25 protein-coding genes and 1 pseudogene are annotated in these 26124 nt (G+C 66.0%); 16 read left to right on the forward strand and 10 right to left on the reverse strand.

The features are described 5' to 3' along the window. The first annotated feature begins 590 nt into the window (after positions 1 to 590). Together QA634_RS34590 and QA634_RS34595 are read left to right on the forward strand one after the other, a co-directional pair. A complete protein-coding gene (locus QA634_RS34590) occupies positions 591 to 929 on the forward strand; it encodes a glutathione S-transferase family protein (RefSeq protein ID WP_012336468.1) in 339 nt (112 codons plus the stop codon). A 30-nt stretch (positions 930 to 959) separates the two neighbouring features. After that, the gene (locus QA634_RS34595) at positions 960 to 1277 is read left to right on the forward strand and encodes a cupin domain-containing protein (protein WP_012336469.1); all 318 of its coding nucleotides are present in this window, start codon (positions 960 to 962) and stop codon (positions 1275 to 1277) included. Positions 1278 to 1681: 404 nt separating this feature from the next. Here QA634_RS34595 and QA634_RS34600 read toward each other — a convergent pair whose 3' ends face one another. From QA634_RS34600 to mdcA, 7 genes are read right to left on the reverse strand one after another with little or no spacing between them, the layout of a single operon-like run. Continuing rightward, entirely contained in the window at positions 1682 to 2611 is a 930-nt protein-coding gene (locus tag QA634_RS34600; RefSeq protein WP_012336470.1) for an acyltransferase, read from the reverse strand. Further along, a complete protein-coding gene (gene mdcB / locus QA634_RS34605) occupies positions 2608 to 3465 on the reverse strand; it encodes a triphosphoribosyl-dephospho-CoA synthase MdcB (protein ID WP_012336471.1) in 858 nt (285 codons plus the stop codon). Before mdcB ends, QA634_RS34600 begins: the two co-directional genes overlap by 4 nt. Beyond that, positions 3462 to 4118, reverse strand: a complete 657-nt coding sequence (gene mdcG / locus QA634_RS34610; protein WP_012336472.1) for a malonate decarboxylase holo-[acyl-carrier-protein] synthase — start codon at positions 4116 to 4118, stop codon at positions 3462 to 3464. The genes mdcB and mdcG overlap by 4 nt, the downstream gene beginning before the upstream one ends. Further along, the gene (mdcE, locus tag QA634_RS34615) at positions 4111 to 4827 is read right to left on the reverse strand and encodes a biotin-independent malonate decarboxylase subunit gamma (protein ID WP_012336473.1); all 717 of its coding nucleotides are present in this window, start codon (positions 4825 to 4827) and stop codon (positions 4111 to 4113) included. The genes mdcG and mdcE overlap by 8 nt, the downstream gene beginning before the upstream one ends. Continuing rightward, a complete protein-coding gene (locus QA634_RS34620; RefSeq protein ID WP_012336474.1) occupies positions 4814 to 5734 on the reverse strand; it encodes a biotin-independent malonate decarboxylase subunit beta in 921 nt (306 codons plus the stop codon). The genes mdcE and QA634_RS34620 overlap by 14 nt, the downstream gene beginning before the upstream one ends. 1 nt (position 5735) lies before the next feature. Continuing rightward, positions 5736 to 6044, reverse strand: a complete 309-nt coding sequence (mdcC, locus tag QA634_RS34625) for a malonate decarboxylase acyl carrier protein (RefSeq protein ID WP_012336475.1) — start codon at positions 6042 to 6044, stop codon at positions 5736 to 5738. Positions 6045 to 6051: 7 nt separating this feature from the next. Then, positions 6052 to 7698: a malonate decarboxylase subunit alpha gene (gene mdcA / locus QA634_RS34630; RefSeq protein ID WP_012336476.1), complete on the reverse strand. Its 1647-nt coding sequence runs from the start codon at positions 7696 to 7698 to the stop codon at positions 6052 to 6054. 248 nt (positions 7699 to 7946) lie between these two features. Here mdcA and madL point away from each other — a divergent pair, with 248 nt between their 5' ends. The 5 genes from madL (at position 7947) to QA634_RS34655 (ending at position 12545) form a co-directional block, all read left to right on the forward strand. After that, the gene (gene madL, locus QA634_RS34635) at positions 7947 to 8393 is read left to right on the forward strand and encodes a malonate transporter subunit MadL (RefSeq protein ID WP_012336477.1); all 447 of its coding nucleotides are present in this window, start codon (positions 7947 to 7949) and stop codon (positions 8391 to 8393) included. 5 nt (positions 8394 to 8398) lie between these two features. Further along, positions 8399 to 9163, forward strand: coding sequence for a malonate transporter subunit MadM (madM, locus tag QA634_RS34640; RefSeq protein WP_012336478.1), 765 nt, complete (start codon positions 8399 to 8401; stop codon positions 9161 to 9163). A 56-nt stretch (positions 9164 to 9219) separates the two neighbouring features. After that, the gene (locus QA634_RS34645; RefSeq protein ID WP_043702831.1) at positions 9220 to 9888 is read left to right on the forward strand and encodes a GntR family transcriptional regulator; all 669 of its coding nucleotides are present in this window, start codon (positions 9220 to 9222) and stop codon (positions 9886 to 9888) included. 305 nt (positions 9889 to 10193) lie between these two features. After that, positions 10194 to 11402, forward strand: a complete 1209-nt coding sequence (locus tag QA634_RS34650; protein ID WP_012336480.1) for an IS701-like element ISMtsp19 family transposase — start codon at positions 10194 to 10196, stop codon at positions 11400 to 11402. Positions 11403 to 11882: 480 nt separating this feature from the next. Then, the gene (locus tag QA634_RS34655) at positions 11883 to 12545 is read left to right on the forward strand and encodes a DUF1345 domain-containing protein (RefSeq protein WP_012336481.1); all 663 of its coding nucleotides are present in this window, start codon (positions 11883 to 11885) and stop codon (positions 12543 to 12545) included. A 342-nt stretch (positions 12546 to 12887) separates the two neighbouring features. Here the strand turns inward: QA634_RS34655 and QA634_RS34660 are convergent, their stop codons facing one another. Next, positions 12888 to 13580, reverse strand: a complete 693-nt coding sequence (locus tag QA634_RS34660) for a winged helix-turn-helix transcriptional regulator (protein ID WP_012336482.1) — start codon at positions 13578 to 13580, stop codon at positions 12888 to 12890. Between the two features lie 101 nt (positions 13581 to 13681). Between QA634_RS34660 and QA634_RS34665 the strand changes: the two genes are divergently transcribed. The 6 genes from QA634_RS34665 (at position 13682) to QA634_RS34690 (ending at position 18844) form a co-directional block, all read left to right on the forward strand. Then, positions 13682 to 14377, forward strand: coding sequence for a VOC family protein (locus QA634_RS34665; RefSeq protein ID WP_012336483.1), 696 nt, complete (start codon positions 13682 to 13684; stop codon positions 14375 to 14377). A gap of 109 nt (positions 14378 to 14486) precedes the next feature. Next, a complete protein-coding gene (locus QA634_RS34670) occupies positions 14487 to 15023 on the forward strand; it encodes an SRPBCC domain-containing protein (RefSeq protein WP_012336484.1) in 537 nt (178 codons plus the stop codon). Between the two features lie 5 nt (positions 15024 to 15028). Then, positions 15029 to 15661: a dihydrofolate reductase family protein gene (locus QA634_RS34675; RefSeq protein ID WP_012336485.1), complete on the forward strand. Its 633-nt coding sequence runs from the start codon at positions 15029 to 15031 to the stop codon at positions 15659 to 15661. 203 nt (positions 15662 to 15864) lie between these two features. Beyond that, positions 15865 to 16248, forward strand: coding sequence for a VOC family protein (locus QA634_RS34680; protein ID WP_012336486.1), 384 nt, complete (start codon positions 15865 to 15867; stop codon positions 16246 to 16248). Between the two features lie 620 nt (positions 16249 to 16868). After that, complete coding sequence (locus tag QA634_RS34685; protein ID WP_012336487.1) at positions 16869 to 18041, forward strand: hypothetical protein; 1173 nt, start codon at positions 16869 to 16871, stop codon at positions 18039 to 18041. Positions 18042 to 18604: 563 nt separating this feature from the next. Further along, entirely contained in the window at positions 18605 to 18844 is a 240-nt protein-coding gene (locus QA634_RS34690; protein WP_012336488.1) for a DUF6489 family protein, read from the forward strand. Positions 18845 to 19731: 887 nt separating this feature from the next. Here the strand turns inward: QA634_RS34690 and QA634_RS34695 are convergent. Next, positions 19732 to 21105, reverse strand: a complete 1374-nt coding sequence (locus tag QA634_RS34695; protein ID WP_012336489.1) for an MFS transporter — start codon at positions 21103 to 21105, stop codon at positions 19732 to 19734. A 198-nt stretch (positions 21106 to 21303) separates the two neighbouring features. Next, the gene (locus QA634_RS34700; RefSeq protein WP_012336490.1) at positions 21304 to 23208 is read right to left on the reverse strand and encodes an FAD-binding monooxygenase; all 1905 of its coding nucleotides are present in this window, start codon (positions 23206 to 23208) and stop codon (positions 21304 to 21306) included. Between the two features lie 358 nt (positions 23209 to 23566). On the opposite strand from QA634_RS34700, the gene QA634_RS34705 reads away from it, so the two are divergent. From QA634_RS34705 to QA634_RS34715, 3 genes and pseudogenes are all read left to right on the forward strand, one after another. Continuing rightward, on the forward strand, positions 23567 to 24046 hold the full coding sequence (locus tag QA634_RS34705) for a MarR family winged helix-turn-helix transcriptional regulator (RefSeq protein ID WP_012336491.1): 480 nt from the start codon (positions 23567 to 23569) through the stop codon (positions 24044 to 24046). A 352-nt stretch (positions 24047 to 24398) separates the two neighbouring features. Next, positions 24399 to 24981 (forward strand): annotated as a pseudogene (locus QA634_RS34710) (recombinase family protein). Positions 24982 to 25601: 620 nt separating this feature from the next. Then, complete coding sequence (locus QA634_RS34715; protein WP_043701921.1) at positions 25602 to 25799, forward strand: hypothetical protein; 198 nt, start codon at positions 25602 to 25604, stop codon at positions 25797 to 25799. The last annotated feature ends 325 nt before the right edge of the window (positions 25800 to 26124 follow it).

A 26124-nucleotide genomic window follows, 5' to 3' on the forward strand; every position in this document is an offset into this window, starting at 1 on the left:
GCACCTTCTCACGTTAGCGACTCGCGATGGCCAAGCTGCCCCCGAAGCGCTCAGCCGCTTGGTGCCGGGAGATGCCGGCCTCCACGGTCTGGACTACGCGCTGACGCCAATCGGCGGACAGGGCTGAGGACCTCGGCGTTCTCCTTTGCCGACCAACCACTCACCCTGCTACCCGTTTCATTCTGCTTGGACGGCGCGTTAGAGGTGCGGTAGCGCCATTGCGGAAGTGGGGCGAAACAGCGCCGGGAGCTCATGCGTGGCCGTCATGCGACGTGCCGCGGGCGTCCGCTTGGCCGAACGCGGACGATCAGGCGGGCCAGCGGGCGAGGTGGGGCTGCGCCCTGATACCGTCGCGGATGTGGACGTGGGGCGCGCCGCGCGCCTCCGTCCTGGCGGGATCGGCCCCACCAAGGAGGTGACCAAGTAGGCATGATAATTGGGGCAGCCTCTGCTACGGCATCGCTGCCCCAGGATGACACCGTCAGTTCTCGTCATCAGGAGCCATCCACACCATCAAGCTCATTGTTGGTTGACCATTGCTGGTCATTCCGAGCGACATACATTCATCCCCGAAATCAGGGGTGACAGTGATGAAGATCACGCTCTGGGGTTTCAGCGGCTCAACCTACGTCCGCACGGTCCGGATGCTGCTCTCCGAGAAGGGGGTGAACGGCTACGAGCAGGTGCCCGTCGACGTGCTCAAGGGGGAGCCGAAATCGGCGGAGCACCTCACCCGCCATCCTTTCGGCAAGGTGCCGGTGGTGGACGTCGACGGCTTTCGCGTCATTGAGACCGCAGCCATCACGCGCTACCTCAACACCGTGCTGCCCGGCCCATCCCTAGTGCCGGCGGACCTGAAGGACGAAGCACGCACGGACATGGTGATGAGCATCGTCGATTCGTGCGGGGCAACATCGACGTCACGGTGACCGTCATCTCCGCATGACGAGGAGGGTAGGGTGACGCTGAACCGGCATTGCATCGCCTGGGACGATATCTCGGAGGAGCGCGCGCCAACTGGCGTCGCCAAGCGCGTGCTCCCGGGCGAAGGTGCCTCTCTTGTCATGATGCGTGTGCCCGCCGGCACGAAGGCCGGACGCCACAGCCACCCGTACGAGCAGTTCGTGCAGGTGATCGCGGGCTCGGGAACCCTCGAAACGGAGCAGGGCCAGCGTCTCTTCGGGCCGGGCCAGGTGTTCCACTTCCCCGCGGGCGCGTGGCACGCTGCCTCCTTCGACAGCGACACCGTCTTGATTGAGACCAACCTGCAGCTTTAGGCCGGCTACGCGACGTCGCGCTCACATGATGAGGGCGCATCTCATCCGACACATTGCGGAGTTGAAACCGCACCTCCACCCCGGCAAGTCCGACGCGGCCGTGCGCGCGATCCTGGACAGGATGCGGAGGCTCTCGTGCAAGAGGACAAGGTCGAGCTGTGTGGGCTCGGCTCATTCAAGACGAAGCTCCGCGAGACCCGCCAGGGGGTGGTCCTCGGACCGGCGAAAGGTTGCAGACGGCCAGCAAGCGGCTGTGCTCGCCCTCCCGCGCGAGGCCGACCCGTTCGCGTAAGCGCGGCGTATGGAACCAGGGACCTGGGAGGTCTCCGCCCTTTTGATGACGGTGCTACGCACGTCCAAGGCTTCGACTCTCCAGAATTACTTCGGTAGTGCAATAGTATAAATTATTTCGCAAATAGATTTATCCAATCAACTACTCCATCGACGGACCGAAATTCTTCAACGGCGTGCGCTCGTGCCTCGGGGATCGCATCACGAGCCATAGTCGTGAGTGCGTGTCCCGGACCGAGTTCCAGCACCGTTTGCGCACCATACTCGCGGCATGCTTCCAGACAGGCGGCCCAGTCGATCGTGTGCGAGATCTGCCGTGCCAGCTTGGCAACGCCCAATCGGAGGTCAAACACGGGCGCCCCATCAAGGCCACTGATCAGCCGCGGGGCGCCCGGGGGCGGACGTCGCAGGCTCTCCCGCCCAAAAACCTCTTCGAAGCGCCGGCTTGCCTCGATCAGGAACGGCGTGTGCGACGGGGTTTGCACCGGCAGAACGACGGCGCGTAATGCGCCGGCTGCACGTGCCTCTGTGCACAGGGCATTGAGCGCGCCCGCCGCGCCGCCAACCACCGCGCTGTCGGCGGCGTTGCGGATGGCCAGGTGACAGCTGTGCCGCTCGGCAAGCCCGTCGATGACCGCGAGGCTCAAGCCCCGGATCCCGGCAAGCCCGAACCCCTCGGGCGCCGCCGCGTCCATAGCCTCCGCGCGGGCGGCCGCGAGGCGCAGGATGGCTTCCGGGTCGAGGCGGCCCGCACAGCCCCAGGCCGCAAGATCGCCGATGCTGTAGCCCGCGACGATCACGCGGACCGGGCGCGCCGCCTCGACGATCGTCCACCCCACCAAGGCAGCGGCGCAGCAGAGGATCTGCCCGGTACGGTTGTCGTGTAGGTTCGCCCCCGCAGTCTGGACAAGCGCTCGCGGGTCGCTCCCGAGCACGCGGGCGGCTGCCGCGAAGACCGGCTCGGCGGCCGGCCACTCGGCCGTGAGGTCGAACATGCCGGGATGCTGGCCCCCCTGGCCCGAGAGGAGCACAGCGAGAGTCACGCCGTCGCCTCGATGCCATCGACGAACAGCGTCATGGCGAGGAGATCCGCGGCGCCGCCGGGGCTGAGATTGCGGGCCACGAAGGCGCGGTGCAGCGCCTCCGCGCGGTCACGCCAATCGGGCTGCGCCACGCCCCCCTCAGCAATGAACCGCGCGGCTTGCGTCCGTGCGAAGGCGTAGCCCTCCGGCCCACCCCGATGCAGGAGGTTGGTGTCTTCGAGATGCGCGATCAGGGAGAGGCAGGTCTCGACGCACGCGGCGTCAGGATCGTCCGGACGCAGCCGTCGGCCGCGGCGCAGGGCCGGCAAGCCGACCTGGTAAAGGGATGGGAAGCCCGCAGCGGCCTCGGCCGGCGCGCCGCCGATGCCGTGGCGGCGACGCGCCCGCGCGCCGGGAGCATGCAGCAGGACCGGACCGTTGAGGATCGCTTCGCCGTAGCGCTCCCGCACGAGGCGGCCGAGCGCCCCTGCGCCGGCTCCCGGCAGGGCGCCGGCCGCTGCGCAGAGGAGGCCGAGCCCGAAGATGGCCCCACGATGCGTGTTCACGCCCCCCGTCGCCGCCCGCATCGCCGCCTCCGCGACGAGGCCAATGCGGCGCAGAGCCGGCATCGGCGCTCCTGCCGCTCCCGCGAGCGCGAGGTCGGCGAAGAAGGGCGCGATCGCCGCGGCGCTCGCCCGGAACGTGCTCGCGTCCATGTCCGCGTGGCTACCGGCATCGACAGGACTGACTAGGCCAGGCTTCGGGTAGGTGTCGAGTTCGGACCGAAGAGCCGCCGCAGCCGCCCTCGCGATCTCGAGGACGGCCGCGCCGAGATCGTCGTCCGCACGTGGAGAGAGGACCGGGAGCGCGCTCATTCAGGGTCTCCCGCCAGGATCGAGCCGGCCTTGCGCATGGCAAGACGATCGCGGTGCTTGACGAGCACGGCATCGCCCGGGGCGGCGGCGTGCAACTCGCGCCAGTTCACGCCGCCCCCGTCGGGCAGCAGGATCTCGCCGTCAAGGCGCATCGGCGCCTGCGCCTCGATCGCCGCGATGCCGCCGAGGAGCCCGCGCGGGACCGCTCCTGCCACAGGCCAGAGCAGGTCGAGATCCGAGGTCTCTGATAGGTAGGGAAGGCCCGTCAGGCTTTGCCAGAGCAGGCTGCCGAACGGGCGGGGAACGAGGTCGTGGCGCTCGCCGAGTGCCACGACCGCCGTAAGCGTCGCCGCCCAAGGTCTCGGACAGGCACCGCGCGCTTCGGACAGGGCCATCCAGGACCTTGGCCGGACCGAAGCGGGCGGGAGTGCGAGACCGATGCGGCGCTTGCCGTCCCGCGGCGGCAGCGGCAGGCCGACCGGCACCAGCCCCTCCTCCCCTGGGTGGGACCGGCGCAGGATGACCGGGCGTCGCATCTGCGCCCATTCGGCCACGTGCGGCACGCCCTCAATGTCTGGCCGGCCAGCTAACACGCCCGCCCAGGCCTGCGGCTCCACGTCGAGGAGGTCGTGGCGCCGGTAGACCTCAGCCAAGGGCAGCGTCCCGCACCACCTGCGCGGCGATCTCCTCGGCAAGCGGCCGCCCCCCGCGCTCGCGCCCAACGCGGTCGCGCGCGTCGCGCTCCGGCATCGCGTCGATCACGGCGGCGATCTGGGGCCCGAGCGGACGCTGCGGGTCGAGCACCGCTTGTACGGCGCCGGTCCGCACCATGTTGTCGAGGCCGGGCGCGAACACGGGTGTGTCCTTGGCCATCGCCTCCAGCCGGTCGAGGGGCAGCTTCGTCACCCGAGCGACCGAGGGCAGGTCCATCACGCTCGGGTTCGCCCCCGGCAGTCCGACGAGGACCCGGGTCGCGAGCGCCGTCGCGATGAAGGCGCCTGCCGCCGAGTGCCCATAGATCAGCCCGACCGTGGGGTGGCCTTTCTGGTCAGCGAGCAGCAGGGTTTTGGCGAGGTGCGCGAGGTACTCGTTGAGGCCGAGCAGCTCGTCGCGCCGGCTCATGCGCTGGCTGTCGGAGTCGATCGCCACCAGGATCGGCGTGCGCTCGCCCCGGCGCACCACGTCGAGGACGTGACCTGCGAGGTGGCAGGCGCCCTCGACGCCGAGGGCTACGTCGCCGTCGATGCCGATCACCGCGAGCCGACCGCCGCGGAACGGTCCCTCACCACTCACGAGCCCGTCCGACACCGCGACGGCATGGCCCTCGGGGAATAGCGAGGAGAGGATTTCAGCGAGCGTCATGGGTGGTCTCCGCGAGGCTGGCCAGAAGGGCGTCGAACTCGGCCGTCGTCATTCCGGGCACCGTGGCCGGATCGTTCACTCCGAGGCGCGCCCAGATCTCGGTGCCGTCGCGGCAAGCACTGAAGCGTTCCAGGCGCTTCTCCAGTCGTGCCTGCTCGGCCTCGAGCGTCGCGAGGTCGAAGGCCGGCGCGCGCGCTATCAGGGCGAGGGCCACCCGCCGGAAGGCCACGACCGTGTCGTCCGCAAAGGCGTCCGCGCCGCCCGTGAGGCGCCGGTGCTTGCCGCCCATCGTGCGCCAGACCAGCGCCCGGTCGCGGGAGTCGAACTCCTCTGCTCCCTTGTTCGTCTCGATCACCTCCGGCCCCGAGACGCTGATGCGCCCGCCCTCCGAGACTGCGAGCCGCGAGCAGGTGGCCGCGATCAGCCCGCCCCCGCCATAGGCCCCGGCTCTCCCACCGATCAGCCCGATCACCGGCACGCCCGCCGCGCGCACCTCCGTGATGGCGCGCATCACCTCGGCGATGGCGGTCTCGCCGGCATTGGCCTCCTGTAGGCGCACGCCGCCGGTGTCGAACAGGATCAGCACTGCTGCAGGCTTTTGCGCCAGAGCCGCGCGCAGCAGCCCGACGAGCTTGGCGCCGTGCACCTCACCGAAGGCTCCGCCCATGAAGCGGCCCTCTTGCGCGGCGGCGAGGACGGGCTTTCCGTCAAGGCGGCCCGCCCCGACGACCATGCCGTCGTCGAAGGCGCGCGGCAGATCGAAGAGTGGCAGGTGCGGGCTCATCCGGCGCTGCTCGGGGCCGATGAACTCGCGGAAGCTGCCTGCGTCGAGCAGGCCGTCGAGGCGGGCGCGGGCGCTCGCCTCGTACCAGCTCGCGGTCGTGGGGTCGGTGATCCGCTCGCTCACGTCAGGCCTCCATCAGCCGGGCGCCCTGGAGCAGGCGCAGGGACACGGTGTCGGGGCGCGCGCCCCCGTCGTTGATGGTGATGCGCAGGCCGCCCGGTTCGGCGCGGGCGACGAAGTCGGCGACCACCGCCGCCCAGACCTCGCCGTAGCCGTGGATCGAGGTCTGGATCTCGACCGTGCAGTCGGTCGGCGGCAGCACGCGCTCCAGCAGCACTTCGAGGTTGCCGGAGGCGACCACGCCGGTGATGGCCTGCGCCTTGGCGCCCGGCAGCGCGCGGCGCGTGGTGTGTCGGAAGCTCAGCTTTTCCATCGCGGCCTCACCAGTTGCGGAACTTCGCCGGCGGCTCGTAGAGTCCGCCGGACCAGTGCACGAGATCCTTGATCGACTTGGCCGCCAGCAGGGAGCGGTCGGCGTCGAGGGGTTCGATGCCGAGATCCTCCGGACGGCGCACGATGCCGCGCTCGCGCAGGCGCTCGACCATGGCCCGGTCGCGCTTGCGGCCGATCTCGGTGTAGCCCGCCACCCCGCGGATCGCCTGCTCGCGCTCGTCCGCCGTGCGGCAGAGCAGGAGGTTGGCGATGCCCTCCTCGGTGACGATGTGGGTGACGTCGTCGGCGTAGACCATCACGGGGGCGAGCTCGAGCCCGAGCTTCTTGGCGAGGTCGAGGGCGTCGAGGCGCTCAACGAAGGCCGGCACGAGCTTGTCGCCGAAGGTCTCGACGATCTGCACCACGAGCTTGCGCCCGCGCATCAGGGCTGGGTCTCCGGTCACCAGCGCCTCCCGTCCCGCCTTCATCCAGGTGTCGGAGGGGTGGCGCCGCCCGTGCGGGTCCGAGCCCATGTTGGGCGCGCCGCCGAAGCCGGCCACCCGCGACTGCGTCACCGTCGAGGAATGGCCCGAGAGGTCGATCTGCAGAGTTGAGCCGATGAAGAGGTCGCAGGCGTAGAGCCCGGCGGTCTGGCAGAAGGCGCGGTTCGAGCGCAAGGAGCCATCCGCGCCGGTGAAGAAAATGTCGGGCCGCTCGCGGATGTAGCGGTCCATGCCGACCTCGGAGCCGAAGCAGTGGATCTGTTGAACCCAGCCCGACTCGATCGCCGGGATCAGGGTCGGGTGGGGGTTGAGCGCCCAGTGGGTGGCGATCTTGCCCTTCAGCCCGAGCCGCTCGGCGTAGGTCGGCAGCAACAGCTCGATCGCCGCGGTGCCGAAACCGATGCCGTGGTTGAGGCGGCGGATGCCGTATTCGGCGTAGATCCCCTTGATCGCCATCATGGCCATCAGGATCTGGGTCTCGGTCATCGCCGCGGGATCACGGGTGAACAGAGGCTCGACGTAGAACGGCTTGTCGGCCGCGACCACGAAGTCGATCCGGTCGCCCGGGATGTCGACGCGCGGCACGCGCTCGACGATCTCGTTGACCTGGGCCACCACGACGCCGTTCTTGAAGGCGGTCGCCTCCACGACGGTCGGCGTGTCCTCGGTGTTCGGCCCCGTATACAGGTTGCCGTCCCGATCGGCTGAGACGCCCGCGATCAGCGCCACGTTCGGCGTGAGGTCGACGAAGTATCGGGCGAACAGCTCGAGGTAGGTGTGCACCGCCCCGAGTTCGATCTGCCCGCCGTAGAGCATGCGGGCGATGCGCCCACCCTGCGGCCCCGAGTAGGAATAGTCGAGGCGCTTGGCGATCCCCTGCTCGAAGATGTCGAGGTGCTCCGGCAGCACGATGCCGGACTGGACCATGTGCAGGTCGTGCACGCGGGCCGGGTCGCACTGGCTCAAACCTCGCGCGAGGCAATCCGCCTGCTTCTGGTTGTCGCCCTCTAGGCAGACCCGGTCGCCCGGGCGGAGGATCGCCTCCAGCAGGTCGACGACCCTCTCGGCGGCCACGACCTTGCCCGAGGCGTGGGCGCGACCCGCCTCGATCCGCGCATCGCGGGCCGCCCGTTCCTGGTGCCAGCCGCTCATCCGGTCCGCTCCCTGGTGAGGCGCCTGCGTATGCGCATGGCCGCAATCCGGCCATGGTTGTATCCGCGGCGGCGCCGAGATGCCTTCTTTGTATTCCTTATTGCGCATACGTCAAGAATGTGTATACGCACAAATGGTCACAACGAACCAATGGATACGGGAAGGAGACGCCTCATGGTGGGTGCATACGCAGGGCCCGAGCCGGGCCGCGGATCCGTGCTGGCGAGAACACGTCGGGAGGGCGGCCGATGACCGTCCTCGGCGTTGCACTTCTCGCGCTCTGCACCCTGGTCGGGGTGTTCCTGGGCGACCTGCTCGGGGTTTTGCTTCAGGTGAAGGCGAATGTCGGCGGCGTCGGCATCGCCATGATGCTGCTGATCGCGGCCCGGGTCTGGCTGGTGCGTCACGGCCGGCTCAGCCACGCGACCCAGCTCGGGGTCGAATTCTGGGCGACCATGTACATCCCCATCGTCGTGGCTATGGCAGCGCAGCAGAACGTCGTCGCCGCGGTGAGCGGCGGCCCGATCGTGGTCATCGCGGCGGTCGGTAGCGTGATGCTGTGCTTCGCCGCGACGGCGCTGCTCGGCCGGCTCGGCGGCAGGCCCGCCGACGTGAGCCCGGAGGTCGAGCACGGCGGCTCGGTGATCGCGGGCGACACCGATGAAGCTCCCTATCCCACGGCAGCCCGGAGGTGAGCCCCATGCTGCACATGCTGGAACACGTCTTCGTCGAGCAGAGCCTGGTGGCGGCCTTCGCGGTCGTCGGCGGCCTGATGCTGGTGTCCAACCTGGTCGGCAAAGGCCTGACGCGCGGGCGCATTCACGGCTCGGCGATCGCCATCGTGCTCGGTCTCGTGCTCGCCTATGTCGGCGGGCTCGTCACGGGCGGCAAGCGGGGTCTCGCCGACCTCCCGGCCTTCGCCGGGATCGGCCTGATGGGCGGCGCGATGCTGCGCGACTTCGCGATCGTCGCCACTGCCTTCGAGGTGGACGTGATCGAGGCGCGCCGCGCCGGCATCCTCGGCGTGGTCGCCCTCGCCCTCGGCACGGTGCTGCCCTTCATCGTCGGGACGCTGACGGCGATTGCCTTCGGCTACCACGACGCGGTCTCGATCACCACGATCGGGGCGGGCGCCATCACCTACATCGTCGGGCCGGTGACGGGCGCGGCGCTCGGCGCCGACTCGACCGTGATGGCGCTCTCCATCGCGACGGGGGTCACCAAGGCCGTGATGGTGATGGTGGGTACGCCCCTCGTCGCCCGGCTGATCGGCCTCGACAACCCGCGCTCGGCGATGGCCTATGGCGGCCTGATGGGCACGGTGAGCGGCGTTGCGGGTGGCCTTGCCGCCACCGATCCGAAGCTCGTTCCCTACGGAGCGTTGACGGCGACGTTCCACACCGGCATCGGCTGCCTCGTGGGTCCATCGCTGTTCTTCCTGATCGTGCGAGCGATCGTGGGATGACCCAGCCGGAGGCCGGACCCAAGGATGCGTCCGGCGCGAAGCAAGAGGATGACGGCATGGACGTCAGTGTCGAAGGGCGGGGTCTCCTCTCCGACCAGATCCGCAACGCCCTAACGGACGAGATCGCCTCGGGCGCGCTGCCGGCGGGCATCGCTCTTGACGAGCAGGACCTCGCCGACCGCTTCGGCGCCTCGCGCACACCCGTGCGCGAGGCTCTGCGGCAGCTCGCCTCCAGCGGCCTCGTCGAGGTGCGGCCGCGGCGTGGTGTTGTAGTCACGCGCATGACCCCTGAGCGGATCATGGAGATGTTCGAGACCACGGCGGAGTTCGAGGCGCTCTGCGTGCGGCTCGCCACTTACCGAATGACGCCGCTCGAACTCAGCGCCTTGATGGACCTGCACGAGCAGTCGGCCGCACCTGTGGCCGCGCAGGACTACGATACCTACGACGCCCTCAATCGGGCCTTCCACGAGGCGCTCTACCGCGCGACCCACAATGGCTTCATGGCCGAGCAGGCCCTGGCCATCCGGGGGCGCCTCTCGGCCTTCCGCCGCACGCAGTTGCGCCACGGTGAGCGCATCCGCCGCTCGCGCGCCGAGCACGGCGAGATCCTGCAGGCGATCGCGGAGGGCGACGGTGAGGCTGCCGCGCGGCGGATGCGCGCCCACATGCTCAATGCGGCGAGTGCCCTTGGCCGGTACGTTGCTGAAAATACCAATGACTGAGCATGTGGCCCATATCTCAAAGATAAGCGTCTGTTTGCAAACTAAAGCACCTATATTAGAACAGAATACGCCTGCATTTCGAGTATCATGCACGCATTGATATGAAGAAAACTGACTTTTTTTGCTGACGTGCGACGGTAATTTGATGAAATTATTGACGTTTGGGGGCGCCAGGCAACCAACCTACAGCGATCGAGCGAGACATTGCTTCTCAATGAGCTGGCTAGCACTGGTGAACCTGCCCGGGAAACCAAGTCTAGCATTACAGTTGCGTTTTCGGCGAGGTTCTGACTCTTTGCGTCGCCATGATTCGCGCATCATGGACGTCGGAGACTTCGGTCAAGGCGACGCTGGAGTTGTGGGCCTCGTCGCTCCGGGAGGTGAAGGGGCGCATGCGGCCTCTGTTCACCCAGCGCCGGGTCGCCGCCTCGGCCGGAGCGTTCTTGGATGGACTGCTCGGTGCAGAGCGGCGCAAGACGGGTTGGATGCGGGCGGAAGCCGCGGGCGATCCCGGGCCCTGGCGCCAGCAGGCGGTGCTTGGGCGCGGACGTTGGGACGCCGACGCTCTGCGCGACGTGGTGCGTGACTATGCTCTGGAGACGCTGGCCGACCCGGACGCGGTTCTGGTTCTCGACGAGACCGGCTTTCTGAAGCAGGGCAAGGCCTCGTGCGGAGTGCATCGCCAGTACACCGGCTCAGCCGGCAAGATCACGAACTGTCAGATCGGCGTGTTCGCGGCCTATGTCTCACGGCACGGTCATGCCTTCATCGATCGAGCCTTGTACCTACCCCAGACCTGGACCTCGGATCCAGCCCGGCTGGCCGCCGCCCACGCGCCGAAGGGGACGACCTTCGCGACCAAGCCGGGATTGGCTCTGGCGATGATCGAGCGGGCGAGGGCTGCCGGCGTGCCGTTTTCCTGGGTAGCGGCCGACACCGTCTACGGGGTCGGCGAGATCGAGATGGCCCTGCGGCGGGCGGGCAAGGGTTACGTGCTCGGGGTGAAGAGCGATCACGCGTTCAACTCCTGGGCCGGCAAGCCGCTGGTGGCCGGCACCGCCGAGACGATCGCGGATGGCCTTGCTCCGTCGGCCTGGACGCGCCTGTCGGCGGGCGACGGGACGAGGGGCGCGAGGCTGTACGACTGGGCCTACTGCGAACTGGCCGACCTCGCTGGTGCCGCCTACGACCAGACCGGCCTGTGGACGCGGGGGCTCCTGATCCGCCGCAGCCTGAGCGATGGCGAGCGGGCCTACTTCACGACCTGGTGCCCGGCCGGCACGCCGATCCAGATCCTGGTCAGCGTCGAGGGACGGCGTTGGAGCATCGAGGACGCGTTCGAGACGGCCAAGACCGACCTCGGGCTGACACACAATGAGACCCGCTCTTGGCACGGCTGGCATCGGCACGTCAGCCTGGTGATGATGGCCTTCGCCCTGCTGACGGTGATCCGCCATCACGCCAACGCGCCGCCCCCAAAAAGCCGAGCCCGGCCGAGACCGCGCGCCCGCTGATCCGCTGGTCGGTCCAGGAGATCCGCCGCATCGCGGTGCGGATGGCACAGCGGCGCATTCAACCCGCTCACGTCATCGCATGGTCGCTCTGGCGACGGGCGCATCAGGCGGCCGCCCGCCAGGCACATCTCAAACAGCGCGCGTCAGACGCCAAATGGCGGCGGCAGCGCCGGACGCCAAGCCGGGCCAGCCGTCAGCCAGCACGCACAAAAACGCAACTGTAATGCTAACCGGGGCATTGGAGCGGTTTCGACCACGGACGGCGATCACGCACTGGTCGCTGGCTGCATTAGCACCTGCGCATGTATGAAATGGCAAGCTACACCACGGTGCAGGGCGAACTGCCGAGCACTGCGCCCACGCCCGCGATGACCAGGTGCTCGGCCGCGAACGCGATCCGAACTCCTCGGCTCGCGCCCTGGACCTCAGCGATCTTCACCGCCACAGCATACCGCTTCGGTTCAGCATTGAGTTTGGACTATGGCCCTGCGCGTCCTCGATACGGTCCACGCCCTCTGGCTCCGACCGCGCCTGCTCGGTTCCATTGCGGTTGCGATCGCCCTCGCGCTGGTGCTGCCGTCAATCGCTACGTGGTCGCGGGTGCTGATCGGCTGGTGCGCGGGTGTGGTCGTCTTCGTCGGGCTTATCGTGTGGAACATGACGACGCAGTCGGCGGACGAGCTGCGGCGCGAGGCCTCGCGGCTCGACGACAGCGCCGCGATGATCTCGCTCTTCGCGCTCCTGGCCGCGACGGCCAGCGTCGGCGGAGTTGGGATGCTCGTCTTCGGCCAGCAGGAGCAGGACGCCTACAAAGGCCCGCACATCGTCCTCGCGGCGGCAACCATCCTCTGCGCCTGGATCTTCGTCCAGGTCGTCTTCACTGTACATTATCTTCACGTCTATTACGGCGAGGACGAAGGTGGCCGGAGCCGCGGCGGCCTCGACTTCAATGGCGATGACGCGCCAGATTTCTGGGACTTCCTGTACTTCGCAGTCACGATCGGCACAACGTCACAAACCTCGGACACCGACATCCGCTCGAAGCACATACGTCGCATCGTCACCGCGCACGCCGTATACTCGTTCTTCTTCAACACCTCCCTACTAGCACTTGCCATCAACATGGGAGCTGGTTTTGCTTAGGGGATACCGGCCTTCTGGCTGGAGCCAGCAGAGCACCCGCCCCAGTCCACAGTGCGCCTCGGTGTTTCCGTCGAATGCAGCCTTGTCGGCAGACATCTGTCATGTATAGAAAACGACAGTTTTTCAGTCACTTAATCCTGTAAGGATTGCATGTCAGGTAATCAAACGGTGCGCCGACGCGGTCGGCACGCATTGCTTGAACCGACAACGTGGCCTGCTGGGCGGCCTTGCGGCTGGAAGCGGCATATCCGCTCCGCGTAGGTGCGTTCTGGCCTGCCATCGTGCAGCTCGCCGGGCATTCCGGAAGGACGCCGAATACCGACTCGACCGCTGAGACGCTCCTCAGGCGGTTTTGGCGGGCAGGGCGAAGAGATCGACGAAGGACTGTGCGAGATCGGCCTCGCCAGCAAAGGCGAGCGTTCCGCCCGCACCGTCTCTGGCCAGAGGCGCCTTGCCGTAGATCGTGCGGCGCATCGCCATCGTATCTCCGGTGAAGGCGAGATCCGGTGCCTCCATGACACCACGGCTCACGTAGATCTCACCGCCCATCACTGTCGCGATAAAGTCCTCGCCGGGAAAATGAAAGGCAACTGTGACAGCCAGTTCCGCGGCACGCTCTCGATCGATCAGGGCCTGGAGCGACATCATGGCTGAAGCCGCCGACATGAACAGGCTCGGATCATGCCGCGGCGAGCGAGCCGCCCAACGCCCCAGGTCGCGCATCAACGGCGCGGCCTCACGGCCCCACTCCGTTAGGTCGTAGACCTGCACGTTGGCCGGAGACGGCAGCCGGTAGCGGCGGACGATGCCTGCATCGTCCAGGCCTTCCAGGCGCTGCGTCAGCACGTTGGCGCTGATGCCAGGGAGGTTCGCCCGAAGCTCGCCGAAGCGGCGGGGGCCGAACACCAGTTCGCGCATGATCAGCAGCGACCAACGCTCGCCGATGAATTCCAGGGCGAGCGCAGTGCCGCAAGCGTCGTCGTACAGACGCTCTCGCGGCGCAGACGTCTCACTGGTTATTTTTTCTGACCGCATAGTTGCTTTGTATAACCGAGAATGCCAGCCTGGGCAAAGCGGGGCCGTACGTGGCGCCGAGACGCGGCCGACGCGCCCGTTGTCACAGAGGAATGCGCCCGATGCCAACTGCCGAGGGTAAACCCATCTGGTTCGAGCTGAACGCGACCGACCAGGACGCGGCACAGGCCTTCTACGAGGCCGTCGCCGGCTGGCGCGTCGCGCCATCACCGATGCCGGAGCATGGCGGCTACCGCATCGCGCAGGCTGACGGGACGCCCGTGGCCGGGATCCGGCGGCCGATGCCCGAAGCTCCCGGTTTTCCTGGCTGGGCAGTCTATCTCGCGACCCGCGACGTCGACGCCATAGCCTCCCGGGTGGTGGATCTCGGCGGCCAGATCTGGTTCGGGCCTATCGACATCCCCCACGTCGGTCGCTTCGCCATGGTGAGCGACCCGCAGAACGTGGTCTTCGCCCTGATGGATGCGGCGGGCCCCGACGAGAGCAGAGCCTTCGGGCCGGTGCCCCTCGGGACGGAGCAAACCCTCGGCCACGGGGTGTGGATCGAGCTCGCAACTCCCGATCCCGAGGCTGCCTTCGCGTTCTACGGGGCACTCTTCGGCTGGGAGAAGCTCGGGGCCATGCCGATGGGCGGGATGAGCGAGTACGCCTTCATCGGCCGCGGCGACCTACGCCCTGGCGCAGTGATGTCGAGTGCAGCCACCGGCGCGCCGGCCCGATGGAATTGGTACATCCATGTGGCCGATATCGATGCCGCGCTCGCGACGGTCCGCGAGAGGGGCGGCACGGTGCTCTAGGGGCCCGATCCCATCCCCGGCGGTAGCTACTCGGCCAACATCGCCGATCCGGCAGGCAACAGGCTCGGCCTTACCGGCCAGCGCCAGGCGGCGTGAAGGGCCGCCAGCGATGATGAGCGAGCAGCTGATGAACGCAGGCAGACAGAGCGCCCCCGCCGCCGGGAAGGCAAGCACAACAGTGGAACGGATATCGGACAGGGAGCTCGCCGTTTCGCGAACCGTCGACGGCCCGGCGCGCATCGTCTTCGACGTGTGGTCCAGGCCGGAGCTGTTCCAGCGATGGTGGGTGCCCAAATCCTGCGGCGTCTCTTTGATCTCATTCGAGGCCGACATCCACACGGGTGGCACGTACCGTCTGCTGATGGCCCACTCGTCCTCGGAACGGCCCATGGCATTCTTCGGCCGCTACATCGAGGTGACGCCCCCTACCCGCCTCGTCTGGACCAACGACGAAGGGGGTAAGGATGGGGCGGTCACCACGGTGACCTTCGAGGAAAGGGACGGCGCGACACGCGTCGTCGTGCACGAGCTCTATCCCTCGAAGGACGCGCTCAACGACGCCCTGGCCTCCGGAAGCACGAGCGGATGGGGCGAGCAATTCGAGCAGCTGAACGACCTGATCGTCAGCCTGCAGGCAGAGGTCTGACGACCATGGGCAAGGTGAGCGCGAGAGGTTTCGCGGTCTCCATCGACGGCTTCGGGGCCGGTCCGGACCAGAGCCTGGAGCATCCGATGGGCAAAGGGGGCCGCGAGCTGCACAAGTGGTTCTTCCCGACCCGAACCTTTCGATCGATGATCGGGCAAGACGGCGGGACCGACGATCGCTTCGCCCGCGCCGCGCTGGAAGGCTTCGGCGCCTTCATCCTCGGCCGCAACATGTTCGGGCCGGCTGGCGACGATTGGGGCGGGCCCGACTGGAAGGGCTGGTGGGGCGACAATCCCCCGTATCACGCCCCGACCTTCATCCTCACCCATCACCCCCGGGCACCCATCGTGATGGAGGGCGGGACGGCCTTCCATTTCGTCACCGGGGGGATTGAGGCAGCGCTCGCCCAGGCCAAGTCCGCCGCCGGCGACTTGGATGTCAAGATCGGCGGTGGTGTGTCGACGGTTCGCCAGTATCTGCTGGCGGGCGCGATCGACGAGTTGCACCTGGCGGTGTCGCCCATTGTTCTGGGCCGGGGCGAGCACTTGTTCGCGGGCATCGACCTACCGGGCCTCGGCTACCGGGTGACGGAGACGGTCGCAACGGAGCTTGCGACCCACATTGTGCTGACGCGCTGACTGCCGGAAGTAACCCCGGCGCCGCCTTAACGTCCGGAACCGACGCCAATACGAAATTTGGAAACACCCGGCTGCCGCCGAAAGTCCGGATGGGTGTGGGAAGCCGACGTATGCTTGAAATTGGGGTTCTGGCAGGATCAAGGCCTTACGCGCGTTTAGCTCCGTAAAGACTGGTCAGCATACAAGCGAGTGGAGTAGCTGAAATGAAGGTGACTGTTTCCATCGACGTCCCGTCCATCGAAGAGGGTCTAAAGTTTTTTGGTGATGTCTTTGGCTTCGTCGAGATGTCTCGGCCTCATACCGGCTACGCAATGTTAACCTCGGGTGATGCGACGATCGGGCTTCTTGCAAAACCGACCGGTTCATCACCAGCGCCAGGCAGTAGCGACCTTCGCCGATATGAGCGCCATTGGACACCGGTTCACGTCGATTTTCGTGTCGACGACTTCGAGGAAACGCTTGGGCGCGCCTTGGCGAACGGCGCAAGGTCAGAACAGGTGCACCGTGTGCCGGGCTTTCCCCCCGTGGCGTTCTGCAGTGATCCTTTTGGGCATGGGTTCTGCATTGTTGGCATGAGCAAGCTTTAGAGCTCCAGTCGATCAAGCCAAAACACTAGGAGGCCTTTGATCGTTTGCGGGACCGGTTACAAAGCGGGACTCTGCCTGTTGCTTGTGATATAATCTGTGCCGACGTCCGCTTCGGAGATGCCGGCAATAGCCGCTGACTGCCCGACATACGTGCAAAGCCGAATGTCGGCTTTTGAGCGACGGTCCAACAACGGCTCACTACCCTATTCGGTCATTCCGTTGTTCGGATCTATGTGTCAATAAAACGACGGTTTTTCAGCCACTTAAACCTGTAAGGCTTGCGTGTCAGAAAATCAAAGTCGGACGTCAGCGGTTTCCCGCACGCCTGTCATGCCGGTGAAGGATGCTTTCGGCAGTGCGGTCGGCGACGCCAAGCTCCAGGCCGAAGGCAAGATGGAGAAAGCCGAGGACCGCGCCCAAAGATGCCTACGGCGGGGTGAAGGACACCCTGCGCGGCCGCTGAGCCTCAACGTACCGGTGGATGCCTCTCGGCACCCACTGCGCGCAGCCCGCCGAGACGTCCGAGCGGGGAGCGAAGCCCGAACTGCCGGGTTATCACCTCGCAGAAATCGGCATCGTGGTCGCGCCTCATCGCGCAGCCGTTCTGCGGGGAGAGGCATATGGCTATCGACGTTCGTTCTGACCTTCGCCGGCCGACCACGCTGGCCTTGGCCGCGCTGAGTGTGCTGCTCCTGGTCATTCTGCTCGTCTCGAGCATCTCGCACTCTCGGCAGCGGCAAGCCCAGGAGCAGCAGATTGGAAATCTGAATAGCCAGCTTGCAGCGGTACAATCAGAGCTGCAACAGCAGACGCGGGCTGCGGGAACGCTCAAAGAGTTGCAAGCAAAAATTGCAGCGACAGAACAGCAAAACACGCAGACCGCGCAAGCTGCACAGCAAGCACAAGCGCAGCTCCGCGAATTGGAGCAGAGCAGGCAACTCGCCGAGCAGAAGGCCAGGGATGCCCTGCAAGCCGCTCAAGCACCAACGCAGCGCCTTTCAGAGCTGCAGTCCGATGTCCAGAAGGCCGGCCAGCAGGTGGCGACTCTACGCGAGGCGGCCATCTCGGCAGAGCAAACAGCGGCGGCCCGCACCCAGGAACTCTCGGACGTCGGACGGCGGGTAGAAGAGGCGCGCAAGCAGGAAGCGAAGCTGCGAACCGACTTGGCCGCTCTGGCGCAGGAAGCGACCGCGAAAACTGCCGAGTTGGCTGACGCCGAACAACGACAGCAGCAGGCCCGTGAGGGCTTGGCGGCGGCGCAGAAGGAACTGCTGCAAGTCCGAGCCGATCGGGAGCGCGTCGCCCAGCAGCGAGGTGAGTTAGATCAGACCATCACCAGCCTCACTCAAGCTCGCGATAAGACATCGGCCGACAAGAGTCAGATCGAGCAACAGCTCCAGCAGACCCGAGACTCGCTGATGTCCGCACAGAAGGACGTGGCCGCTGCGCAGGCTGAGCGTGACCGGCTGACGGGCGAGCGTGGACAGGTTGAGCAGGCCATCAAGGCTCTGACCGGCAATCGAGAGAAGCTCACCAGCGACCTCGAGTCCGTTCAGAAGCGGTATGCGGAGGCCCAGGCACAGCTTGCGACGCTGACGGAGAACCTCGCGGCGAAGAACAAGGAGGTTGCCGACCTGGAGGGTCGTCTTCGCACGACCCGGCAGGAACTCGCCGAGGCACAGGGCAAGCTGGCCGACGCCCGCCAGCAGTTATCCGGTCAGCCCGCTGCGGACGGCTCCGCGCCCGCCGCGACAGGAAGCACATCACCTGAAGGTGAGACGAAGCCGCAGTAGAGAGGCTGGCCCGCAACAGCCTTTCCCTTGCCCCGGAGGTGTAACCGAGATCCAAGAGTTCCCGACGGTGTGCGAGGCGATCCGCACGGCCGCAGTGGTGCTCAGAGACACGGCCTCTACCCCGTGGATCGTGAGGGAGGACGGCACGATCCTCAGGCACGGGTGGATCCGAGAGCAGGCTCGGGTACTCGGGTTCCTGGAATAGGGCAGCGGTCCTCATCCATGACGTCATGAGGGTGCAGACCCGGGTGACGACGGAAGGGCTCTTCCACGAGTCGAAGGTCACCCGCCGGGGCGGCGGGGTGCAGTCGTGGGGCGGGCGGGAAGCCTGAGGCAAGCCCTGCGGGGTTTAAGCACTGCCGCGGCCAGTCCTGGCCGCGTGGCAAACACACCACCGTCACGACACCAGCCCGCCCGGCGGCCCACCGGGCGGGCTTTTTCGCCTTACGCGATGCGCGCCAGGTGGACCGTGATCCGCACGCCCACGCGCTTATGAGCCAAGGGGCATCCTTCCCCTGAACCTGCAGCGCCTATCAGCATTGTTCTAGCCGGGAGGCTGCAAGATGCTGATCAATGCAGACGTGGATTGCACACCTGAAGAGGCGCGGGTCTTTCTCGGCCTGCCTGACCTTCAGCCGCTCCAGGCCGCCGTCATGGCGAAGATGCAGGAGCGCATGCTGCAGGAGATGCACCGTTACTCTCCCGATAGGCTCATGAAGGCGTGGATGTCCGCAATGACTGAGCCGGCGAGGAGGAAGCGCAGTGGGCCGCCGCCGCACAAGCCGCATCCTTCATCGCAGTAGCGCGGCGCGACGAAGGCCACCCGCCGGGGCTGCGGGGCGCAGTCCGGAGCAAGCCTCAATGGTTAGATGAAACCGTTTGCGTGTAGACGAGGTTAGACTCCCAATCCGCTTCATTCCAAAGGGATTGGCATGGGCTTCGTGTTCTTCCTGGTTTTTGTTGGCCCGTGGATCGTACTCGCCGGGTTGGATGTTCTCGCACAAGCTAGACGAAAGCCATACTGATTCCAGATTTTAGCACGACAGATGATGATATCGCAAACCAAGCCATAACATCCAGCAACCAGGAGTAGCCTTCCTGAGCTATCATCTGGAATGAGAGATACTCGTAAAGAACTCCTAGACCGTACACAAGTACATATTGCACGAACCGAGCGGTGTCTAGCGTTTGTTAACGCGGTTGCTGTACGACTCGGTCGAATGAATGCAGATCTGGGGCACTTGCCGGAAACGCGAACTTCCTTAGTTCAAGACCTGGAAAAGCTGAACCGTCTTCGTTCAAAACTATCACATGGAGGGTGATATTGCGGACTAATACTTACCAAAAATGTCGGAGTAGGAAGCCACCCTCCTGCTGGTCATCGAACCCCGAGCGGTTGCATCCCACCACCGCCAAGCTCCTGCCAACGCCTCCGGCCGCGTAGATTACAACAGATGATCCGCCGGCCCGGCGCGGGCCGTGGAAGGCCGTTAGACTAACCCTCGACTGGCGCCCCGGCCGGACCGGCTCCGAGGTCTTCCGGAGACTGTCCGCGGGTTCCATATCGCGCACCATACTGGCCATTATGCGAGCGTATGGAACCAGCTCACGTTATCGCTTCAGCTTAAGGGCGGGTGCCCGCAGGATCGTAGGCTGGCTTCGCATAGAGGCGGCAAGCTGGCCAGCATGTCTAGCGGCTCGGGAACGACGGCGCGTTTGCGCTTGCAACATGTGGAGTGCTCCTGCCCGACGGCAAAACGATGGTCAGGAGGCCGCCGAAGATGGCGATGCCGGCCAGGATGTAAAAGATTGTCTCGAGGGCGAAACCACCCCCCGCCAGGTAGCCGCCCAACATCGGACCGCCCACGCCGCCGAGGCGGCCGAAGCCGGCGCACCACGCGACGCCTGCGCTGCGGACGTTGGTGCGATAGTAGTTGGCCGCCAGTCCGTAAATCAGCGTCTGGGTCCCGCTGGTGCCGAGACCGACGACCGCGACGGTCGCCAAGAGAACACCGATCGAGAAACCGGCGGTCAGGAGAGAGATGGCCGCCGCGCCGATGAGAAAGCAGGCAATCACCACGAGCTTCGCGCCGAAGCGGTCGGCCACCTTGGAGCCCAGGAGAGCACCCACAACCGCGCCACCATTCAGCACCATGAGAAAGGACAGCGAGCCCCGGGCGTTGAAGCCAGCGCGCAACATGAGTTCAGGAAGCCAAGTGTTCAGTGAGTAAACAAGCATCAGGCCGGTTGCGCTCATCAGCCCGAGCAAGATGGTGGGGAGCGGGTACGATGTGAACAGACCTGCCCAACTGGCTCGGCCGTCATCGGTCGCGTCCAACGTTTCGGCGCCCAGCGTTGGAGCTGGTTCCGGCATGTCGACACCGATCTTCTCGGCCAAGGCTTGTGCTTCGACCAGGCGACCACGAGCGGCGAGCCAAGCAACTGACTCCGGTATCTTGAAGTAGGCGAGTGGGAGCAGGGTCACCAGCGGCAAAGCGCCGATTACGAAGAGGCCGCGCCAGCCGATCGAGCTGAGCAGGGCGATCGCCAAAGCGGCGGCGAGGAGGCTGCCCAGTGGCACGCCCGAATAGACAATTGCATTGCAGAGGTTCTTCTTCCCCTTTGGGGCGAACTCAGATACCAGCGCGGCCGTCGTCGCCAAGAGAGCGCCAACGCCGAGGCCGGTCAGGAACCGCATCATCCCGAATGCGGGGACCGAACTCGTCATCGCGGTCACGGCCATGCCGGCCGAGAACCAAGCGTAGGAGGCCAGCAACACTTTGCGGCGACCCACGATGTCGCCGACGGAGCCGGCGAGAAGAGCTCCGACGAGAACGCCAAAAAGCGCGTAGCTGCCGAGCTGACCGGCGATCTCAGGGGTGACGACGCCGAGTTGCGTGGGGTCGCGCAGGAAGGTCGATACACAGGCACCATAGACCACAAGGTCGTAGCCGTCGAAGACGAGCCCAACGAGTGCCAGGCTCACGACCCAGACCACGGTCCGGAATTGTTTTACTTCACGAGATGGACTTATCACCCCGCTCGCGCTGACGGATGCGATCATGGGTCGTCTCCTGTCCCCTAGCAGAGATTTGTGTAGGTGTTCGCCTTTTCCCTGGCGTCCTCGGGCGGTCTCACGCCCTCGTTGCGTCGCGTTCTGCACGCTGCCGAGCGCAACGTTGGTCCGCGGCGCGGTGGTCGGCCCCGCCGCGCCGTTCCAGTTTGCCTCACCTTGATCCGGCGCTTTCGCCGGCAGGCGAGCCTAATGACGATCGAGCAGAATGCGCCCGAAGAAGGCGGCGAGTTCGTCGTGTGCGTCGAGGGGCAGCACGTTCGCGACGTGCTGGTCCGGACGGACGACCACCATCGCACCTCTCTCGCGGTCGATACCGCGCAGGTCAAAGATGTCGAGGCCGTTCTTGAGGTCGGGCGTGAACGCCTTCTCGTAGTCGATCAGCCCGAAGCGTCCCTTGCGCGGCAGAAGCAGCGGCGGGAGATCCTCGACCTTGAGGTCGCGATGCCCCTGCTGGAAAACCGCGCGGACGTCGATGACGCTGTCGATGTTCGCGCCTCGCGGCGTAAAGCGCTTCAGCGGCGACTGATCGGACGTCGCGAGAACGTTCATGAGATTGACGAGGTTCTCTCTGCTCGCATCGGCGAAGGCGTAGATACGCCAAGCACCATCGGCCCGGTGCGCGTGTCCAAGTTGCACGGGCTTGGCGTCGGCGAGGCGCACCACGGGCGCGGAGTGGAAACGCATGCCGACCGTGAAACCCTTTGCCAGCGCTTGGTGGGTCGGCTCGGCGGTCAGAACGGTCGCCGGTGGATAGTGGGTCGCGACACCGGCCGTATAGCGGCCCGATCTGACGAAGTAGGACTGCAGTTCCTCAGGATCGACGCCGCCGCGTTCCGGGTGCTCAGGGTCCCTGGGCGGCGAGGCCATGATGTTCGACCACTCCTTGTCGAAATTGATGAGGCCCTGCGCGATGGCGTGCCGCTCGACCGTGTAGGTGCGCAGAAGCTCCGGCGCCGCTCGCCCGTCGAGGACGGCGGCGAGCTTCCAACCGAGGTTGAACGCATCCTGGATGGAGACGTTCATGCCCTGGCCGGCCTTGGCGCTGTGCGTGTGGCAGGCGTCGCCCGCGATGAAGACACGCGGCAGGCGGGAGGCGGCCTCGGCCGCCGGCACGTCGTCGAAGCGGTCGGTGACGCGCTGGCCGACCTGATAGACTGAGAACCACGCGACGTCGCGCACGTCGAGCGTGTACGGGCGTAGCACCCGCTGGGCGGTCGCGATGACCTGCTCTTGCGTGATGAGACGAACCGCGTCGCGATTGGCGGGGTCGACCTCGCCCAAGTCCACGTAGAGGCGCACCATGTACCCGCCCTCGCGCGGGATGAGCAGGATGTTACCCTCGTCGGCCGACTGTATCGCGGCCTTGATGCGGATGTCCGGGAAGTCGGTGACGGCCAACATGTCGACCACGCCCCAGGCATGGTTGGCAAAGTCACCGCGCGGGACGGCCCCGATCGCGTCCCGCACCCGGCTGCGCGCGCCGTCGCAACCGACCACGTACTTGGCCCGAACCACGGTGTCCGCACCGGTCGCAACATTCTTCAAGGTGACCACGACGGGGTGATCGTCCTCAGGCTCGACGTTGAGGGTCACGAAATCCATGCCGAAGTCGGGGACGAGCCGCGTCGGTGACTTCGCCATGTAGTCCTGGAGGTAGCTCAGCAGGCGGGCCTGATTGACGATGAGGTGTGGGAACTCCGACAGGCCATCCTCGGTGTCCTGAACGCGACCGGTGCGCACGATCGCTGCCCGATTGTCGGGCGATGGGCGCCAGAACACGGTTTCATTGACCCAGTAGCCCTCCCGGACGAGCTTCTCGCTCAGGCCGAAGGTGTCGAACGTCTCGACCGTGCGGCACGCGACGCCGTCCGCCTGGCCGACCTGCAGCGGGCCCTCCCGGCGGTCAACGATGCGGGTGGTAATGCCGGGAAACGTCGAGAGCTGCGCGGCTAGTACCATGCCGGCAGGTCCGGTGCCGACGATGAGGACGTCGACGGTGTCGGGGAGGCCCGCCGGCTGTGTTTCAGTGCCCGGTGCGGGAGTGAGAATATCTGGATCGCCAGTCACGTAACCGTTGAGATAGAATTGCATGTTGTCCTCCCTCTTCCGATTTTTTGCCTGATTTACTATGCATTGTGTGGTCAGTTCTACAGAATTTTATGCACTGCATGTCTCAGAAAATGATCAAACGACCACTTCCCGTGCTGGCGATTTCGGGCATCGGCTCTACGAAAGCGATTTCCTGCCAGGAGGCGACCCGCCGCAAGCGCGGCAGAGCATCTGCCTTGGTCGCCGGCGGAGCGTGATCGATCTGGAGACTGCCGTCGATGGTTGATCCGTACACTGATAATCAGTATGCTGTCAATAGGCCGGTGACCGCTCCCGGTGGGGGTTGGCCTGCGATTACCCCGGGGTTGAGGGGCTGTGGCCGGGACGCTAGAGGAAGAGCATGAGCGATCTCTATGGAATGCCAGGCCACCTTTTCCGCCGGGTTCACCAGATCTCATCGGCGATTTTCGCTGAAGAGTGTGGGACGCATGGACTGACGTCAGTTCAGTACGCTGCCCTTACTGCCATCAGAGAGCACCCCGACGTTGATGCCACACGATTGTCGTCCCTGATCGCCTTTGATCGCTCGACCCTCGGCAACGTATTAGAGCGATTGGAAACAAAAGGCTGGGTCGTTAGACGCTCTAGCCCAAGCGACAAACGGATCAAACTCCTGAGACTGTCGCAAGTAGGAAGCCATTTGCTTGCCGAAGTCGAGCCAGCTGTCCGGCGGGTTCAACAAAGGCTTCTTGAACCCTTAGCCGCTCAGGATCAAGCCAAGATGGTTACACTGCTTGTGCAGCTCATTGAGGGGCATAATGGTGACCTGACAGGTGCGCCTGCTGCAAAGGAGGTGGCCTCAGGGGACGATGCGGCCTGACCAACCGATGATCAGCCCTCACCCTCCCCACCCCGTGACATGCTTCGGCTACCTGGGTCTTTGCCTGGACTGCTGCATCCCCGCTTTAAGGGACGCCGGCAGATACGAGTCTCCGGCCGCCTTGGACGCGATCCGAACGAGAGCGGGAGGCGGGGCTGACTACCGCTTTACAGCCGTAGCTGCCGGTGGCTTGGCTGCAGCGTTATGTCAACGAAACGACCGTTTTCCTGACGCTGGCGGGAGCCGCTTCGGTTAACGCGCCTGACGCGAGAGGTCCGCGCGGCGGTGGATGTCAGGGACACGTGTCAGGATAACTACTGCCGGCAATACCCCCCCGCGAGACCATCCTGACATGCTCGTCGGATACGCCCGCGTCTCAACCCACGACCAGAACCTCGACCTCCAGCGCGATGCCCTCGCCCGCGCCGGAGGCCAGCGCCTGTTCGAGGAGAAGAAGTCCGGCACGGCGGCACCAAGTGACCCGAGTTCGAGGCCGCCCTCGCCTTATCTCCGTCCCGACGACGTGCGCGTGGTCTGGAAGCTCGACCGCCTCGGTCGCTTCCTGGTAGACGATGCGCACCATCGACGGCCTGCGCCGGCAGGAGGTCCACTTCCGCTCCCTCACCGAGCAGTTCGACAGCGACACCGCCCACGGCCGCTTCGCCCTGCAGATGCACGGCGCCATGACCGAGTACTTCCTCGACCTCAACCGCGAGCGGACCCTGGAGGGGCACAGGGCTGCCCTCGCCCGCGGCCGCAAGGGCGGGCGGCCCAAGGCCCTGTCCGAGGCGGACCTCGAGGTCGGGCGGGCGCTGCTGGCCTCCGGCACCATCTCGGTGGCGGCGATCGCCCAGCGGCTGGGGGTGAGCCGGATGACGTTCTACCAGTACTTCCCGCAAGCGCGGGCGCGCAGCCAAGTGGCGCGGGAGGGCTGAGGGGATGTCATGCAAGCGAGACTAAGCCGGCCGGGCCCACCCCCGCGCCGGCTTCTCTTTGTCGATCGAGGTAGCGGGCCGGACACGAGGGATGGCCCCACCCGCTGGCAGCGCCGGGGAAACGGGCGCCGGCACCACCTGAGGACGATGCTCCCTCGCGTGTGCAGCTGTCGTTCACCCAGGCGAACGGAAGCCACCGGTTGGAACCAAGTTGTCATCGAAACTTTGTCCTGGTGCCACTCCGGACTGCTAATGTTCCACACCGCTCGTCCGGTTGTCGCATGTTAAACTGGAGAGTATGTATCCAGTTGTATCATATGTGAACTTGGCATCGTTGAAAGGAGACGCTTGAACTCACCGCATCGCTCTTTGAACATGGCAAGCTCATGCCGCCCGGCCAGGCTTCATCCTGTGCCGGGCGTGCGCTTTAGAGCGGTATCTTGCACTGGTGGCGGCCGAGCCCAAGGGTCTCAGCGGGCCCAGCCGCCTGCCGCTCCCTGCAAGGTTGAGGACACCGTGAGCAGAACGGCACTCGGACTGTATTGCAGGCAGGCACTTGTGAGTACTTGTGTTCGCATAGGTGAATGAGCCCCCCCCCGCATGGGGGCATGAAGCGGGTCATGAACACCATCGATGACTGCCCGACGCGCTCCAAGGCGGAGGCGGCCGAGCTGCTGAAGCGGCTGGCCAAGTCTCAAGCCGCCGATCTCGAGTGCATCAGCCGAAGCCGCGAGGCTATCGCGATCTCCCGCGAGCTGCTGAGCATACCCCTCTACCGGCCGATGTGCGGGCTCCGGCGGCCCCGCGGCGGGCGTTAGCAGAACTGGCGTGGCAGGATCCGGTCGGGCGCGGGCGCTAGCGGATCTCGCCCCCGAGGAAACGCCGCGCAGGCGGCCCTCGGACTAGCGTGAGTAAGTGAGCAGGCCGACGGCTTGGTCCTACGCTCGCCGCCATGACCAATGCCGCTCAACGCCTCGCCGAGGGCATCCAACACACCGGTGGCGTGCGCCTTTGGCTCCATTACCGGTCCGTGTCGACCGCCATGAGCTTCAGGTGCTTTGGGCACTCCAAGGAAGCCATCGCGATCAGCCGGACGCTCCTGGTCCCGCCGCGGCACGTGCTGCTCTGCGGGCCGCAGCGCCT

The sequence above is a fragment of the Methylobacterium sp. CB376 genome (assembly GCF_029714205.1).
Lineage (GTDB): Bacteria > Pseudomonadota > Alphaproteobacteria > Rhizobiales > Beijerinckiaceae > Methylobacterium.